The following is a 16,480-nucleotide window of genomic DNA, read 5'->3' as shown; positions in this document are numbered from 1 at the left end:
TAATTCGAGCCGGCTAAGTGCGTCTTAAAGAAAGGTAAGTCTCATGGAACAAACGTGGCGTTGGTATGGCCCTAATGATCAAGTTTCGCTAGACGATATTCGTCAAGCGGGCGCAACTGGTATTGTGAATGCACTGCACCATATTCCAAATGGTGAAGTTTGGACAAAAGAAGAAATCCTTAAGCGTAAAGCCATTATCGAAGAGAAAGGTTTAACGTGGTCGGTCGTAGAAAGCGTGCCTGTGCACGAAGAGATCAAAACTCAAACTGGCAATTACCAGCAGTGGATTGATAACTATAAGCAAACTCTGTCTAACCTTGCTGAGTGTGGCATCGATACGGTTTGTTATAACTTCATGCCAGTATTGGACTGGACGCGTACCGATTTAGAATTTGAAATGCCTGATGGTTCTCGCGCATTGCGTTTTGACCAAATCGCGTTTGCGGCCTTTGAGCTGCATATCTTGAAGCGCCCGGGTGCAGAATCGGACTATTCAGAGTCAGAGCAAGCGCAAGCGTTGGATTACTTCAACAACATGACGCCAGAGCAAATTCAACAGCTGACCAATAACATCATCGCTGGCCTGCCAGGCGCTGAAGAAGGCTACACACTTGAAGCGTTTCAAGTGCAGCTGGATCGCTATGCGGGAATCGACAAAGACAAGCTACGTGGGCACATGTCTTACTTCCTTACTGAGTTGATGCCAATTTGTGATGCGAGTGGTTTGAAGATGGCGGTTCACCCAGACGATCCACCGCGTCCAATTCTAGGCTTGCCTCGTATCGTTTCAACGATCGAAGACATTGATTGGTTGACCGAACATGTACCGAGCAAAATGAATGGCTTGACGATGTGTACGGGTTCATACGGTGTTCGTGGCGACAATGATCTGGTTAATATGATCAAAAAGCACGGTGACCGAATTTACTTTACGCACCTGCGTTCAACTAAGCGTGAAGAGAGCAACCCAATGACATTCCACGAAGCAGCGCACCTAGATGGTGATGTGGACATGTACAACGTTGTAATGGCAATTTTGGATGAAGAAAATCGTCGTTCAGAAGTGGGCGATCACCGTTTAATTCCAATGCGTCCGGATCACGGTCATCAAATGTTGGATGACCTGAAGAAAACCACTAACCCAGGTTATTCGGCGATTGGTCGACTGAAAGGCTTGGCTGAAGTTCGCGGTTTAGAGATGGCATTGAAACGCGCTTTCTACACCAAGTAACGACGGCATCTAGCTTTAAAATACGCCTAAAAACCAGAACTCATGTTCTGGTTTTTTTGTGTCTGAGCTAAGTAAAACTTAAGAGTTTGGATTACTACAATCACGCCCCTAATTTGGTAAAGGCCAACGGGGTTTGTCCGGTCTGCTGTTTGAAAAAAGCGATAAATGCACTGTTGGACGAGAACTCTAGCAGATGAGCTACGTCACCGACTTGTCGGTTTTCTGATAGCAGTTTAATTGCTTTAAACAAGCGCCATTGTTGTCGCCACTCTTGATAAGTCATGCCTGTTTCGGCTTTGAATAATCGAGTAATCGTCTTGGTGCTTGCACCAACCGAACTCGCTAATGTCGAGAGGGCTGGAGCTAAAAAGGAAGCGGTTCGGACTCGTTTGCAAAAGCTTTTAAAGCGGCGATCTGTCGGTAGCGGCAAGATAAACGAGTGTTGGTTAGCGCTGTAAAACTCTTCCCAGAATAGATTGGCGGTATTGGTGGTTTGCTCGCGTGCAATGTTCCAATCCCAGAAAGCCATCTTATTGATCAGAGCTTTTAAAAGCTCATTCACTTCCACAATTTCAATCACTTCTGGGCAGGTGAAAATACTGCTATCAAAATAGATCGACCGATAAGCAACCACATTGGTCATCTGCGCGCGATGCTTGGTATAAGGTGGGATCCACACGGCTTTGGTCGGCGGTAAGATGCAAAGGGCGTTTTCTAAGGTCAAGGTGATACAACCTCGCGGAGCATACAGCAGCTGTCCTTTTATATGGTGATGTATTCCTGAGTCATGCTGACCTAGCTCTGCCGCAATCCCTATCACGGGCGCAGGCAAGCTGTCTGCATCAAACTCAATGGTTTCGCTGATTAATGCCATTTGTCTCAATCTTGTTGTTTTTGGTTTTAATGTTGTTAACGAGCCAAGGTTAGTTTCCTCTAGACTTCCCGTCAAGTTCACTGGTCTTGGAAAAATGATGAAAACAAAACCTTCTTTATGGCAAATGGTGCTGCTGTTGATGTTCGCTCAAATCGCAGAAACCATCTATAGCCCGACTCTGGATTCAATCGCGAAATCCTTTGATGTCAGTTACACACAAGCTGCTCAAACCCTCTCTATCTACTTCTCTGCATTTGCTTTGGGTGTGGTGGTATGGGGCGTGTTAGCGGATAAATGGGGACGTCGTCCCACCATGTTATTGGGCATGGGATTATTTGCCTGTTCTGCACTCATAGCCATGCAAACCCACAGCTTTGCGTGGTTGATGGTCGCAAGAGCGATGGGCGCTTTCGGACTTGCTGTTGGCTCTGTCGTCACTCAAACCATGCTGCGAGATGCTTTCAGCGGTACTGAACTGGCTAAAGTATTTGGTTACATGGGAATGGGGTTGTCGATTAGCCCAATCATCGGGTTGCTACTTGGTGGTCAACTAAGCCAAGCGGGCGGACATCAATATGTGTTTATTGCCTTTTTTATTATGGTATTAGCGTTGTTGGCACATAGCTTATGGTCGCTGCCTGAAACACAACAATCTCAGCAGCCGTTGCAATTAAAATCGCTCAGTATTCACATGATTAAAGATGGCGGTATTTGGGTATCGGCACTGCTTGTTGCGTCATTCAACATTGCGTTGTTTTCGTATTACCAACTGGGTTCATTCACCTTCTTACAGCTTGGATTCAGCATCGAGCAGTTTGGTTATAGTGGTGTTGTGCTTGGGTTCGGAACCTTGTTGGGAAGTTTGGTTAATAAGGCACTATTGAAACGACAAGTGTCATCTATCTCTTTGATTAGCTTAGCGGCAGGGCTTCAAACATTAGGTGCGGTAGGTGTGTATTTTTCACAACACACTATCTGGTTCTTGCTTCCGATGATGTTGGTGGTTATGGCGTTTGGCATTGCGATTCCTAATGTATTGAGCCGTGCGTTGGTGCGTTACCAATCTCAAGCAGGAAGTGCAGGCGCACTGTTTGGTTTGATGTACTACACCTTGATCGGTACAGGGCTCGCTTTAGCGGGAATGATTCAAGATTTAGGTGTGGTGTTGGTGCTTTGTGGTGCGTTATCTGTGCTGGTGACGATACGCAGCCGACGCTAGATTTAACGGTAAGTCTCTCATTCATATTGATAAATCCCGCGTCCTATTTGTTGCGGGATTTATCATCTGATCCTTTCGCAAATTTGCATATTGACATGGGTAGAATGATCGCTCTACTATGTATGTAGAACAATCATTCTACTTTTGGTTAGGTATAAGAGGTCAGCTTGTTAAGAGAACAGATTGCAGCAAGTCTTGAAGTGGCGTTTAGCCAACAAGGGTTTGCTGAGCCGAGTGTGGCTCAACTGAAGACGGCGTGTAACGTGAGCCTACGTACGCTCTATAAACATTTTCCATCGAAAGAAGCGATGATAGTGGGCGCCTTAGAGCACCGTCATCACCGTTACCTAAATTTCCTATTAGAAAATGTACCTGCTGGTGGCCTTGAGTCGATGCTTGATATCTTCAACAAGTTACAACAGTGGATGGAAGAGTATGCGCCGCACGGTTGTATGTCGATGAATGCGATGGCGGCTTTTCCTGACAACGAGATAATTAACCAAGCTGTTACTGAACATAAACGAGAAGTAAAAGCACTTCTGGGTAAGCAGAGTCAACGAGACGATCTGGCTTCAGAGCTTTTTCTACTTCATGAAGGTGTATCAAGCGCGTGGCCAGTATTAGGCGAAGAAGCAGTGACATCAGCACAGAATATGGTGACAAAATTACTCAAGGAAACACGATGAAATTCGAATTACCAAAAACAATGAAAGGCGTAGAGATGTTAGGACACGGCGGAGCAGAAATGCTTGGTTACCGTGAAGATATCGCTGTTCCTGAAATTGAACCTAATGAAGTGCTGATCAAAGTGATGGCTGCGGGCGTAAACAACACGGATATCAACACACGAATCGGCTGGTACTCTAAAAGTGATGACTCAGACGACGCAAGTTGGTCGGGTGAAGCGTTGAAGTTCCCTCGCATCCAAGGTGCTGATGTGTGTGGTTTTATCGTGGCGGTCGGCAATGAAGTCTCTACCGATCGTATTGGGGAACGTGTACTGATTGAACCTTGTTTAACTGAAGTTTACGGACGAGATTTATCACAGCCATGGTATTTCGGTTCGGAGTGCGATGGTGGCTTTGCGGAGTACACCAAAGTGGCCGCGAAACACGCTTATGCGGTGAACAGCACCATGTCGGATGTTGAGCTAGCGTCTTTCCCGTGCTCTTACTCGACCGCAGAAAACATGCTGACCCGTGCCAACGTGGCTGAAGCTGATCGCGTGCTTATCTCAGGTGCATCGGGTGGTGTGGGCTCGGCTGCTATACAACTGGCGAAAGCTCGCGGTGCTTATGTGATTGCCATTACTAGCCCAAGTAAAAACCAACAGTTACTTGAACTTGGCGCAGATGAAGTGGTTGCTCGTGATGCTGATCTGGTTAAAGCGTTAGGCGCAAACAGCGTCAATGTGGTTATCGACTTAGTTGCCGGTGACAAGTGGCCTCAGTTCCTTGAAGTGCTGAAACCCCGTGGCCGTTATGCCGTATCTGGCGCAATTGGTGGCGCTATGGTCGAGCTCGATGTACGAACTTTGTATCTCAAAGATCTCAGCTTTTTTGGTTGTACGGTTTTAGAACCACAAGTGTTCCAGAATCTAGTCAATCGTATCGAGAAACAGCAGATCGAAGCAATCGTCGCGCAGTCTTATCCGCTCGCTGATATCCACAAAGCACAAGACGACTTCTTGAAGAAAAAGCATGTCGGTAAGATTGTATTGGAAGTGTCCCAGAGCTAACTTTAGACAGTGCCACACATCTAACCTATGTAAGAGCGAGTCATTGTTATGTGCTCGCTTTTTTGTTTCTGACGAATACAGGAGGCCTAGTCTCGCAGGCTGTTAAGTAACAGATCCTATACAGTTGAATAGTTAATGATTCAATTATCACTGTATGGTTTATGAGTTGTCTGTGCGATAATCACCGCCGTTATATATCCCTATCTATGTTGTATTCATCTAGGAGCCGTATTGATGTTTAAAAGGGTATTGCAGGCATTATTCTCATCTTTTGTTGATCCAAAAAACAAACCCTCTGCAGAGCCTGTCCCAAAAGAGCAACAACAAACCGTTGCTATTGATTCCGTTCAGTCTTCAACCTTTGTTCCGCCGTCGTCAGCTCAACCATCATCATTAATCGTCGATAAGACGCTTAGCCTTCACGATGGTGAGTTCCTTGATTACTTGTTTGGAGAGTCTCGCCTGCGAACAGAGTCAGACCCATTTAGTGATTTTGTTGCTTGTCAGATCGAACGTTTGATTCGCTCTCCAAAAGCCTTACTCAATGAATTGCCAGTGATGCCAGCCTCTGTGACCACATTAATGGCAGAATTACAGAGTGACGAATTTGATGTAGATGCATTGCTAAAAGTGATTGAGCGAGAGCCGAGTATGGCTGCCGATGTAATTAAACTGGCTAACAGTGCTTTCTACAAACGCAGTGAAAAACAGGTAACCGACCTAAAAACAGCATTCCTAAATATGGGTTCTCAAGGACTTGTTGAAGGGGTTGTGAATAGTTATATGAAGAACTTCACGCCGGGCAACAATATTTACTGGCGTCATTTTGGTGAGAAAATTTGGAACCACAGCGTTCAAACCGCGTCTTTTTCTAAGGAGTTGATGAAAGACTCTTCATCCCAAGAAGATCAAGCGGCGGCGTACTTTGTTGGGTTGATTCGCAACTTAGGCAAGATGATCATTTTCCAAATGATGGTCGAAGCCTTCAAGCATGTTGATCCTTCTGTTCCACCCAACTCATTGGCATTGAAGCGTTTGATGAACAGCTACTCTATTCGCCTGACTTACACCATTGCTAAGTTCTGGGAGTTGCCAGAATCTGTGCTGACGGTGATTGGTTATCAAGAGTCGAGCCGATACGAATGCACGCCACTTGGTCAAGCTGTTTTTGAAGCTAACTACCTGAGTGAGCTGTACTATTTACTAGAAGAACAAACGATTGAAGTTGAGCAGTTTAAGCGCAGATGCAAAGAGACCCTAACGTTGCCTGCGGCATACAAAGTGGCCAACCGTATCTATAAAGAGTCTGAATTGGCGCTGGTGGGATAATAACGACTGGCGTTGGCTAGATTGGTTCTTGAGGCTGCCATAAAGCGGTATTTTCTAAATGGTCTTACTAAGCAGTAAAGCAGTAAAGCAGTAAAGCAGTAAGGCCATTTCTGTATCTAGCTTCGATTAAGGGATCTCAGTCAGTTCTTGCTTCAATTTATCGATTTTACGCAGTTCTTTTTCGATCTTACCTTCATACTTTCGAATCTTATCCGCTCTGTCATCTCTTTTGGCTTCTTCTAGGTCTGCTTGGTATTCAGTCAAATCTTGCTCATTTGATTCAATCTTCTCACGCAGATCATCCTTCAAACCTTCATTGGTGCAGTTCTCTTTCGCCGCTTTCAACGCCGTGGTTAATCGCTCTACTTTGTACTGATTGTCGTACTGTTCCGCTTTCTTTATCTGATATTCGATCTCACAGAACTTCTTCTCACAGCCCGTTAGCGCGTCGCATTGAGTGCTAGCAGCTACGCTGTTAAACGAAAATGCGCAAAGAAACAGTATTGAGCCTTTTAGGTGTCGAGTCATGATTTACCTTCTCACTGGGTCTATTTAGCTTGAGCTTATTTTTTTACTGTTCTCAAGCTTACCTTGGTTGAGACTAATTTAGCTTAGCCTCATGTCTATATTACTTTAGCACCTGATAATGACGCTATTGGCAGCTGAATGTTAAAGATAAGTCTTTGTGCCTAGTGATTTCTTTCAGGTCTTACTTAGAAGTGGCTAATCCACAACTGATCGAGTTCGCACCAACCGAAGCCATTTACTTGCGCGCCGTTTATCTTTTCAGAAACTTGTAAATTGAACACCTCTTGCTTGAGCTCAACCACAACCTCAGAGTCATTCAACCAATCCCGAAGCTTCAACAGTGCGTTCGCTGCTAATTCAAAGTTTGGCTGGTTTCTTATTGAGGCTAAGCCTTGTTCGATTGTCTCTAGCATCTCAGCAGGCAGAGCTAAGTCCTCAAACGGAAAGCGAATGAAAAAGCTTAACCACGAAGTGAAGGTGTCGTTCTCCTCAATAATGCTGCATAGCGCGACGTCTTTGGTAGTTAGGTAGTTAGGTAGGTAGTGTCCATATTCCACGCTGGTTTTGCTGTCGCCGGATACTGATAATTGCTCGAAAAGAGTTTGGCATTCAGAGGTGTCTTCAACGGTGAATTCACGAACGGTTTTCGACAATGTTGGGTTCTGAATTTGGAAAAACGTTGAGCCGAAATCCGGTTGAGAAGAATGGTCATCGCCACGCACGGTGATCGTTTTCTCGGGCAGTTTCACGCACACCTGATTTTGAGCGCAAGCTTTGCTCTGTGCCCATTCTGGATAGACCCACAATTCGACTCGATTGAGAATGGGTGTACTGTGTGAATACGCGCTATTGCGGCTCAATCTCAACATCTTGCTCGAGAATATGTCTAATGAGAACGCGCCAGATCCAATCAGCCTTTCAGTCGGTGATGAGTGATCAAATATGGAGGCTTCAACTCTGGCAAGTAGGCGTGGTAAGTGCCAATCAGGTTGATTCAATTTCACGACAACCACATTACCAGTCGAGACAGAGACCTCATCAATATGCTGATAACAGCGACGCCATATTTTGCTTTGAATTAGCGAGTTAAGGTTGCGTGCTATGTCTTGAGGTTCGAGTGTTCGACCGTTATGGAACTGAACGCCATTGCGAATTTGAAAGTGCCACTGTGTAGCATCTTGATTAGGTTGCCAATGATACGCTAAATCGCCGCTGAGTTGACCGTGTTGAACTGAGGTTAGGCGTTGGCAAACTTGCATCACTAAGAAACGTTCGGTGCGTCTAAGTACTCGTTGAGGGTGAAGCGCTTCGAGTTCTCGGTGAAATGGGATATACGCGATATTCTGCGCCGATGGATTGGTGTTGCTTAGAAAGGCTTGTAACTCAGCGCCAGCATTGCGGCCATTGAAGCTCAAGGTGCTAAACACCTGTTCGATGTTGCCTGCGTCAGCTTGGGTTTTTGCGTATTGGTAACACGCCTCAATGGGCTCAACCAGACACGTGAGTTGTGCCTTCTTGCTGCGGCCTGAGCTGGCGTGCCACTCAATCCAGCCTTGTGCTGTCATCGCTTTGAGTAAGGTTTGAACGTGACGTTCACTCACGCGCAGCAGTGTGGCCAGTTGGTTGACCTGACAATGTGATACGCCAGGCCCAAAAGCCTGAAATATCTTTTCATACAGTTCAAGCTTGCGCTTAAGGTTGCCCAATTTGCTTTTCCTAACGACGAGGTTGAGTTAAATGTTTATAGCCAGAGTCAATGAGTGCTTTCTCCATCGTATCGAGCACTTGAGAGGTTACCTCTGAGCTTAGGATATCCGATTCAGTTTTGCCTTGAAGCACCAAATTTGAAAAATGGTCGATTTCAAATTCGAACCCATTGCCCATAACTCGGTTGTTGATGGTCGACTTCTGCCCTTGATGCTCAATCTCAATAAAGGCCGGATTCCACCATTTTTCGTGAATGGTGATCTTAGTGTCGGGCCCAGTCAAGTGTGCTGATCGGGGAAGGTTTTGCACTGTTGATGCCGATATCTTACCGTTTATATCGCCAGAGAATGTAAAGCACGCATCGGTATCAACATTCGCCCCCTCATACAGACATGACATCTCTACCTGAGGTTTTGAAGGATTCACTCCCAGAGTGCGGCACAGATCGTAGAAGAACCAAAGCCCATAGACCCCAACATCGAGCGTTGCTCCGCCTGACAAAACCGGATTGAAGATAAACAAATCGGGCTCATAGTCGTGATGGTTACCAAAGCTGGCTTCTATGGAATCTATCTGAATGTTGTTGTCGACCAAGAATGATTGGAGCTCACGATACGCGGGAAACACCACGGTTTTCATCGCTTCTAACAGCATCACGCCATTTTGTTTCGCGAGGGCTTTCATCTTAAGCCAGTCAGCAAGATTGGTAAAAGCCGGCTTCTCAACCAATACGTGCTTATTGTTCTTTAGAAACAGTTCAGCGAGTGGCTGGTGGTATGGGTGAACGGTGGCGATGTAAACCGCTTCAACATTTGGGTCATGCGCCATTTCTTCATAAGAGCCATAAGCCTTGTCGCAACCAAACTTGTTGGCGAACGTGGCTGCGCGTTTATGGTCTCTTGCGGCAACCGCATAAAGTTCACCATGCAGACAGTGCTCTGTTACAGCTGTTGCGAATCGATTGGCGATATTGCCTAGCCCTGCGATGCCCCATTTAATTTTTCGTTGCGTGTCGCTCATCAGTTGCTCCAAATCGTGTTTTGTATCAGTGTACTCAGAGACGCCACATACAAATAGAGAACAGATTTCTCAACCTGTTCTCTATTTATTTTATTCTAGTTGAAGCTCTGGATCAGCTCTGTATGGAGCGTTTCCAATCGGCTAGGGCTTGAATGTGTTTTGGCCCGATGCCACAACAGCCACCGATAATATTCGCGCCAAGAGCATGCCAGCGCTTGGCGTAAGCTAAGTAACCTTGGCCATCCAGCTCACGCATTTCTTGAAACATGTCATTCGCTTCATGTTCTCTGCTGATAGGTGCAAAGTTGTTGGCATATACCCCAATTTCTAAGCTACTACTTAGCTCATCGATCATTTTCTTAGCATCGATAATGGCTTGATCCATCACTTCAGGCACTGAACAGTTAAACATAATGCCTTTCGCGTTCGATTGGCAGGCAAGTTTGATGGCGTCTGTTACGCTCTCGCCAGAACGAATATTGGCACAATCGCCCTTGGTGTCTTCCAAACTGAATGCGTAGTAACAAGGTTTGCTTGATTGCTTGAGTACCGAATGAATGGATTCGAATTCTTGCAGGCTACAGATGGTTTCTGCTATCCAAAGGTCGATATTTGGATCTTGTGCATCGTAAAGCGTTTGGATGATTGGCGCTGCTTCTTCCACCTTGAACAAATCTGGTCGGTAGCTGCCAAATGGCGGTGGAATCGCGCCCGCTACTTTCACGGTGTGAGAAGCATTGTCAGCAACTGCTTTAGCCAGCTCACCAGACAGTGCGGCGAGTTCAAAGCCTCGTTGTTTGAACAGCTCTTCACCCAAGTGAAAAGGCACACACGCGTAGCTATTGGTGATCAGGATTTCAGCACCTGCATCGACAAAGTTTTGATGCGCTTGGCTGACAAATTCGGGTGCTTCAATCAGCGCTTGAGCACTCCAAAGCGGTTGAGAAAATGGCGCGCCAATTTCTTTGAGTTCTCGGCCCATGCCGCCATCAAGTATGGTTAGTGTTTTCATATTCAATACTATCTAAACAATTGCTGAAGTTCTGCCGTCACCATATCAGACAACCTTGTCAGACAGAAGCCATCAAGAGCCTGTGTTATCGAGAAATGGTGTTGGACAGTTTTGGATATAGCCACGGCATATTTTAGATCGCTCTTTGCCAATAATGTGCACCACCACACGCATCAATATCTATACGCACGAGTGGCATATTTGCTATTGTAGTCAGTAGTTTAGAGCGGGTTACTGACTTATGAAGCAGGACCTTACCATTTTGGTCCACGGCATGAAGACTGAAGTGGTTTTTAGCTAGGTCGATACCGCAGAAATAAGAATAATCAGACATGGTGCCTCCGATGCATTTAAGTACCACATAAGTGTGGCAGATCCTCGGCAGGGGAAATCCATGTCATTCGTTATGTTTTAGGAGGAAGTATGAGTGGTGAAAATTCGGGTAATTCTATTGACGGAACAATAAATGCGGTCTCAGGGCTGGTTGAGAAAGTACCTATTTATCAGGATGCAGTGCAGCCTTTAGCAAAGCAAACGGGTAAAGCACTCGAGACAGTTGGCAGGACAGTCAATGCAGCTCTTATGCCTCTGAGAGGGGTAGTATGGGGTATGGAGCAACTAGAGGATTTTGTTAATACAAAATTGTCTTCAAAGTTGAAAAATGTGCCAGTAGAAAATATCGTAACCCCTCCAACTATTATTGCAGGTCCAACACTCGAGTCGTTGAAGTTTTCTGGTAGTGAAGAAACACTTCGAGAAATGTACGCAAATCTACTAGCAAATGCTATGGACTGTGAAACACAAGAGTCGGTCCATCCATCATTTGTACAAATAATTAGTCAACTTTTACCTTTAGAAGCGACACTTCTAGGTGCTTTATGTGAGTTACCTAACTACCCATCGGTCAGTCAGTATAATGAAAGACATACAGTAGAAGGTGGTTGGTCTTTTGGTTCAGATATTAAAAGTTCGCAAATAAAGGAAAAATTCATTGAAGAGCACTCTGAGTTAATTCCAAATTTAGATTTTGGTACTGCATTTGATAACCTTTTACGTCTTCAGCTACTTGAAGTTCAAACTAAATCATCCCACTCGCTGGAAGATAGCTTTAGTACGATATTTGAAGACAAACTTAGCGGGCAATTAGAGTTGACCATCATGCAGGAAGATAAATTGCAATTTACTTCTTTGGGTTTGAAGTTCATTGAATCATGTGTGCGAAATAAAACATAACAAACACTATGGCGCCAATAACTAACTTTTGGTGTTGTTTCCATTCCACATAGTCCAATCTATAATCAACCATTTCAGAACGTTAAATGTTAGGTCACCACAATCTGTAGAGGGAAAGTGCATTGAAGTTAGTGAATAAACTCGTACGTTACCCGCACATTGATGTTGATCGTGCGTTTGAAAAAGAAGCTGAATTATTGCAGCAGATACAGGCTGGCGAGATTGGACAAGCCTTAATGCTTTGGCAAGCAAAAACGCCGACACTCGTTTTGCCTGCGGGTAAAAAGTGGCCAGTGACCGTAGAGTCTAGAAAGCAACTCGCGGCACAAGGTTGGCAACTTACCTCGCGTAAAACAGGTGGCGCTCCCGTTCCTCAACTGCCGGGGATCATTAACCTATCGCACATTTACCATTGGCCTCGTGATGAAGCCTACAACATCCCAAAAGCGTATCGACATTTATGCGATGTCTTAACCCAGTTTTTTAAAGAACTGGACATCGATGTAGATGTACACGCAACCCCCGGTTCTTATTGTGATGGTGAGTACAACCTCAATATCAATAAACAAAAAATAGTGGGTACTGCTCAGCGTGTTTTGTTGAAACGAGGAGGCGGCCAAATTGTGCTTTCACAAGCCTGTATCTTGTTAGACGTCGACTTAGAAAACATCGTTGCGCCCGTAAATTTTTATAATCAAATTTGCGATAACCCAACCGTGGTGGATGCGCAGGTTCATACTCCGTTGTCTGCTCATGTGACGCCCCTGCCCAACGTAGATTCACTTTTTCAGCAGTTAAGCCAAGCTTTCATCAAATACGCGTAATGCTCTGCGTCGCTTACGTCTTATGAACCAGCAAAGGGGAAAAGTATTTCAATATTGTGTGTTGATGAGAACGAATGGGTTGAACTTGAGGGAGTGAGAACTTTATAATGTTACTTGTAACATAATAAAGAGTTCAAATAGTTATGACAGAACAACAGAAGAAAACTCGAACCACACTTCAAGATGTGGCAGATAAAGTAGGCGTCACTAAGATGACCGTCTCTCGTTACATGCGCAACCCCGATTCAGTTGCCGCCAAAACTCGCGTGAAAATTGCTGCGGTTATTGAAGAGATGGGATACATCGAAAACAAAGCGCCAGCGATGCTTTCCAAATCGTCGAGCAAAGCGATTGGTATCTTACTTCCATCGCTATCAAACCAAATTTTTGCGGCGTTTGTTCAAGGTATTGAAACGGTTACCAGAGAGAACGGCTATGAGACGTTACTTGCCCACTTTAGCTATGATGCAACAGAAGAAGAGGAAAAAATTGCCTCGTTGCTTTCTTATCAAGTTGATGGGCTGATCTTAACGGAAAGTCACCATACGCCTCGCACGCTACAGATGATAAAGAATTCAGGTGTTTCTGTTGTTGAAACGATGGAGCTACCGACAAATCCGATCGACATGGTTGTTGGCTTGGACCATATTGATGCTTCTTACCATGTCGTGAAGCGAATGATCGAAGCAGGAAAGCGCTCTATTGCTTACTTCGGTGCTCGACTTGATGCGCGAACTAAGCTTCGTTTAGAAGGCTATGATAAAGCGATGCACGAGGCTGGATTAGAGCCTAAACATGTGTTGACCGAGCAGCACTCAAACTTCTCTTTGGCAGAAGACCTTCTCGATCGCGCTCTTTCTGATTACCCAGATCTCGATGGTGTATTCTGCACCAATGATGACATCGCGATTGGTACTTTGCTTATTGCACAGCAACGTGGAATTGAAGTGCCTAAACAGCTAGCAGTCGTTGGTTATAACGCCTTAGATATTGGTCAAACCATACGACCAAAACTGACCAGTGTTGATACACCTCGTTATGAGATAGGCAGGAAAAGCGCTGAGCTTCTTCTTGCTCGATTGAAAGGCGAGCCAGTAACGGAAACGATAGTGGATATGGGTTATCGCATCACTGATGGCGAAAGCGTTTAGCCAAGTATGGTGGATACTGAAAGGGGCATCGAAATGATGCCCCTTTTGTTTTTTGCATCTAAGCGATAACACAGTTAAACGATAAAACTCGCACCTTGCTCTGCACTCGAAACGCTTTGGCGCATAACGCTAAATAGGTTGCGCCCCATGGTTTGTTGGTTGGCCTCTGTCCCAAACACCTTCGCTTGGCGAGATTGCACGTCGTTGAGGTTATTGAGTTCGCCACTCGTGCAATCTAAGCGCAGGATATCCCCTTCACGAACCAGCCCTATAGATCCGCCTCGAATAGCCTCTGGCGATACATGAATCGCGGATGGGATTTTCCCAGAAGCTCCGGATAGGCGGCCATCGGTAACCAAGGCCACTTTAAAACCTTGCTTTTGGATGTTGCCAAGAATAGGCATCAGCATGTGTAGCTCTGGCATCCCGTTTGCTGCGGGGCCATTGTTTATCACTACGACAATGCAATCTTTGTTGAGTTCGCCTCTTTGATACGCGGCTTCTACCTTATGTTGGCAATCAAAAACTACCGCAGGTGCTTCTATCACACGCTGCTCCTCTGCAACCGCTGACACTTTAATTACCGCGTTACCAAGATTCCCAGAAAGGACTCTTGTTCCACCTGTCGTTTGAAAGACGTGATCTGGACCTGCAATTACCTCTGAGTCTGCTGACTGTTCGCATTTTTTCCACGTTAACTTTCCATTTTCAAGCTCTGGAATGCTCATTTGATCTTCAAATGATCCAAAAATAGGTAAGACATCGCGGTGCAGTAAATTCGTTTGGTCTAATCGACGTAATAGTGCAGGAACACCTCCCGCCGCTTGGAACGCGTTCATGTCGGCAGGTCCGTTTGGATAGACTCTAGCAAGTAAAGGGACCACATCGGATAGATCGCTGATGTCTTGCCAAGTCAGAATAAATCCTGCTGCGCGGGCGACTGCGACCATATGAATACTGTGGTTCGTGCTTCCGCCCGATGCGAGTAAGGCAACGATGCCGTTGATGAGACTTTTTTCTGTAAAGACGTCAGATAGCGGTCGGAAGTTTGCTGAATTTGGTGTCATTGAAGCGATTTCAATGGCGGTATATTGAGTCAGTGACGCTCGCAATTGAGAGTCAGGATGAATAAATGCTGAGCCTGGCAGCATGAGCCCCATTGCTTCAAACACGAGCTGATTGGTATTTGCCGTGCCGTAAAAAGTGCATGTTCCAGCAGAATGGTAAGCATTGCACTCCATTTCCAATAAGGCACTCTTTCCGACTTTACCTGCTGCATGTTCTTGGCGAACGTGTACTTTCTCATCATTGCTGATGCCTGTTGCCATTAAGCCCGCAGGAACGAATGCGGTGGGCAGGTGTGCAAAAGAGAGCGCGCCCATGAGTTGTCCTGGCGCTATCTTGTCACAAATTCCAAGTAACAGGGTCGAATCAAATACGTTATGACTAAGTGATAGTGCTGTTGATTGAGCAATCAAGTCCCTTGAAAACAAAGACATATCCATACCTGGTTGCCCCTGAGTTACACCATCACACATTGCAGGGACACAACCCGCTACTTGAGAGGTATGGCCGAACTTAGCTAACGCCTTTTTTATCTGATCAGGATAGTGTTGATATGGCTGGTGGGCACTTAACATATCGTTGTAAGAGCTGATTAACGCGACATTAGACTTGGTGAGATCAAGAATCGATCGTTTTTCATCAGAGCAAGATGCAGCAACGGCATGGGCCAAGTTACCGCAAGAGAGCCCTTTCCCACCTTTGCCCGCAGAGGCTTGATGTTGGGTTCTGTTTAGAAATTCTTTACGAGTAGTTTGGCTTCGATCTAGCAGCCTTTGAGTAACCGCTTGGATAATCGGGTGGGTCATACAACTGCCTCATTTGTCATCGAAAGAACAATGGCAGCACAATCAACGACCTTATCTATATCGCCGTCAATATTAATCACTACAGTATTCGGTTCATTGTCTGGCCTTTCTAGTGTTTCAAACTGGCTTTTAATCATGTTCTCTTTCATGAAATGACCTTGGCGCTGACGCATGCGCTGCAAAATCAGGTCAATATCACCATCGAGAAATAGAAAAGTAATGTTGTTATTTCCTTCACGAATTTGGTCGCGGTATTTTTTCTTCAATGCAGAACACACAATAATACCGTGCTCGTTTTTATTTTCTAAGCTGTAAGCCGCATCACGAATTCGTTCTAGCCATGGAATGCGATCATCATCATTAAGAGGTTGGCCAGACGCCATTTTTTGAATGTTTAATCGAGGATGAAGATCGTCACCATCAATAAACTTACGTCCAAGTTTTTTTGCTAAATGCTCGCCTACTGTGCTTTTCCCGCAAGCACTGACTCCCATGACGATGACACTACTACCAGCCATAACTCAATCCTCTTAACAAATTTGCGCGTGATCTCAATTTTGAACATCGCTTGTAAATATGGCTTTATCTTATAAGTGTTATCGGTAACATGTTACCGGTAACTTAAGAAAGTGTGATGAAGAACACAAAACAACAATCCGCAGCCTCTGCGATTGTTTTTTGCGGCGAATTGACTCAAACATGGTCGCATCTCACTATATTTCGCGTTTAAATATCACTAGAAA

Annotated in this window: 15 protein-coding genes and 1 pseudogene; 8 read left to right on the top strand and 8 right to left on the bottom strand. The window is 45.2% G+C overall.

The features are described from left to right. Positions 1-43 precede the first annotated feature (43 nt). Complete coding sequence (uxuA, locus tag AC3CHU_RS18020) at positions 44-1,231, top strand: mannonate dehydratase (protein WP_065206616.1); 1,188 nt, start codon at positions 44-46, stop codon at positions 1,229-1,231. Positions 1,232-1,331: 100 nt separating this feature from the next. On the opposite strand, the gene AC3CHU_RS18015 is transcribed toward uxuA, so the two are convergent. Further along, positions 1,332-2,105, bottom strand: a complete 774-nt coding sequence (locus tag AC3CHU_RS18015; RefSeq protein WP_488526117.1) for an AraC family transcriptional regulator — start codon at positions 2,103-2,105, stop codon at positions 1,332-1,334. A gap of 97 nt (positions 2,106-2,202) precedes the next feature. Here AC3CHU_RS18015 and AC3CHU_RS18010 point away from each other — a divergent pair, with 97 nt between their 5' ends. The 4 genes from AC3CHU_RS18010 to AC3CHU_RS17995 all read left to right on the top strand — a co-directional run bounded on the left by AC3CHU_RS18010 (position 2,203) and on the right by AC3CHU_RS17995 (position 6,391). Then, complete coding sequence (locus AC3CHU_RS18010) at positions 2,203-3,324, top strand: multidrug effflux MFS transporter (protein ID WP_488526116.1); 1,122 nt, start codon at positions 2,203-2,205, stop codon at positions 3,322-3,324. Positions 3,325-3,491: 167 nt separating this feature from the next. Further along, positions 3,492-4,010 (top strand): TetR/AcrR family transcriptional regulator, encoded by a 519-nt coding sequence (locus tag AC3CHU_RS18005; protein WP_145562754.1) that lies wholly within the window; start codon positions 3,492-3,494, stop codon positions 4,008-4,010. Continuing rightward, complete coding sequence (locus tag AC3CHU_RS18000; protein WP_488526115.1) at positions 4,007-5,062, top strand: alcohol dehydrogenase family protein; 1,056 nt, start codon at positions 4,007-4,009, stop codon at positions 5,060-5,062. The genes AC3CHU_RS18005 and AC3CHU_RS18000 overlap by 4 nt, the downstream gene beginning before the upstream one ends. A 234-nt stretch (positions 5,063-5,296) precedes the next feature. Further along, complete coding sequence (locus AC3CHU_RS17995; RefSeq protein ID WP_488526114.1) at positions 5,297-6,391, top strand: HDOD domain-containing protein; 1,095 nt, start codon at positions 5,297-5,299, stop codon at positions 6,389-6,391. A 126-nt stretch (positions 6,392-6,517) separates the two neighbouring features. Here AC3CHU_RS17995 and AC3CHU_RS17990 read toward each other — a convergent pair whose 3' ends face one another. The 5 genes and pseudogenes from AC3CHU_RS17990 to AC3CHU_RS17970 form a co-directional block, all read right to left on the bottom strand. Then, positions 6,518-6,919 carry a DUF1090 domain-containing protein gene (locus tag AC3CHU_RS17990; RefSeq protein ID WP_265974844.1) on the bottom strand — a complete coding sequence of 134 codons (402 nt, stop codon included), beginning with the start codon at positions 6,917-6,919 and terminating at the stop codon, positions 6,518-6,520. A 185-nt stretch (positions 6,920-7,104) separates the two neighbouring features. Then, positions 7,105-8,625, bottom strand: a complete 1,521-nt coding sequence (locus AC3CHU_RS17985; protein ID WP_488526113.1) for an SgrR family transcriptional regulator — start codon at positions 8,623-8,625, stop codon at positions 7,105-7,107. 10 nt (positions 8,626-8,635) lie between these two features. Next, positions 8,636-9,646: a Gfo/Idh/MocA family protein gene (locus AC3CHU_RS17980; RefSeq protein ID WP_488526112.1), complete on the bottom strand. Its 1,011-nt coding sequence runs from the start codon at positions 9,644-9,646 to the stop codon at positions 8,636-8,638. A 112-nt stretch (positions 9,647-9,758) separates the two neighbouring features. Further along, the gene (locus AC3CHU_RS17975; RefSeq protein ID WP_488526111.1) at positions 9,759-10,658 is read right to left on the bottom strand and encodes a homocysteine S-methyltransferase family protein; all 900 of its coding nucleotides are present in this window, start codon (positions 10,656-10,658) and stop codon (positions 9,759-9,761) included. Positions 10,659-10,794: 136 nt separating this feature from the next. Then, a pseudogene (locus tag AC3CHU_RS17970) lies at positions 10,795-10,992 on the bottom strand (IS110 family transposase); the annotation flags it as partial. Between the two features lie 89 nt (positions 10,993-11,081). Here AC3CHU_RS17970 and AC3CHU_RS17965 point away from each other — a divergent pair. The 3 genes from AC3CHU_RS17965 to AC3CHU_RS17955 all read left to right on the top strand — a co-directional run bounded on the left by AC3CHU_RS17965 (position 11,082) and on the right by AC3CHU_RS17955 (position 13,866). After that, entirely contained in the window at positions 11,082-11,891 is an 810-nt protein-coding gene (locus tag AC3CHU_RS17965) for a DUF4393 domain-containing protein (protein WP_488526110.1), read from the top strand. Between the two features lie 122 nt (positions 11,892-12,013). After that, complete coding sequence (locus AC3CHU_RS17960) at positions 12,014-12,715, top strand: lipoate--protein ligase family protein (protein ID WP_488526109.1); 702 nt, start codon at positions 12,014-12,016, stop codon at positions 12,713-12,715. 143 nt (positions 12,716-12,858) lie between these two features. After that, positions 12,859-13,866 (top strand): LacI family DNA-binding transcriptional regulator, encoded by a 1,008-nt coding sequence (locus AC3CHU_RS17955; protein WP_017075724.1) that lies wholly within the window; start codon positions 12,859-12,861, stop codon positions 13,864-13,866. A gap of 74 nt (positions 13,867-13,940) precedes the next feature. On the opposite strand, the gene edd is transcribed toward AC3CHU_RS17955, so the two are convergent. Then, complete coding sequence (gene edd / locus AC3CHU_RS17950) at positions 13,941-15,737, bottom strand: phosphogluconate dehydratase (RefSeq protein ID WP_488526108.1); 1,797 nt, start codon at positions 15,735-15,737, stop codon at positions 13,941-13,943. Next, complete coding sequence (locus AC3CHU_RS17945; RefSeq protein WP_017075726.1) at positions 15,734-16,255, bottom strand: gluconokinase; 522 nt, start codon at positions 16,253-16,255, stop codon at positions 15,734-15,736. The genes edd and AC3CHU_RS17945 overlap by 4 nt, the downstream gene beginning before the upstream one ends. Positions 16,256-16,480: the final 225 nt, after the last annotated feature.

The sequence above is a fragment of the Vibrio sp. QJM3NY_39 genome, from assembly GCF_057785895.1.
This window is presented reverse-complemented; position numbering and strand designations above follow the sequence as displayed.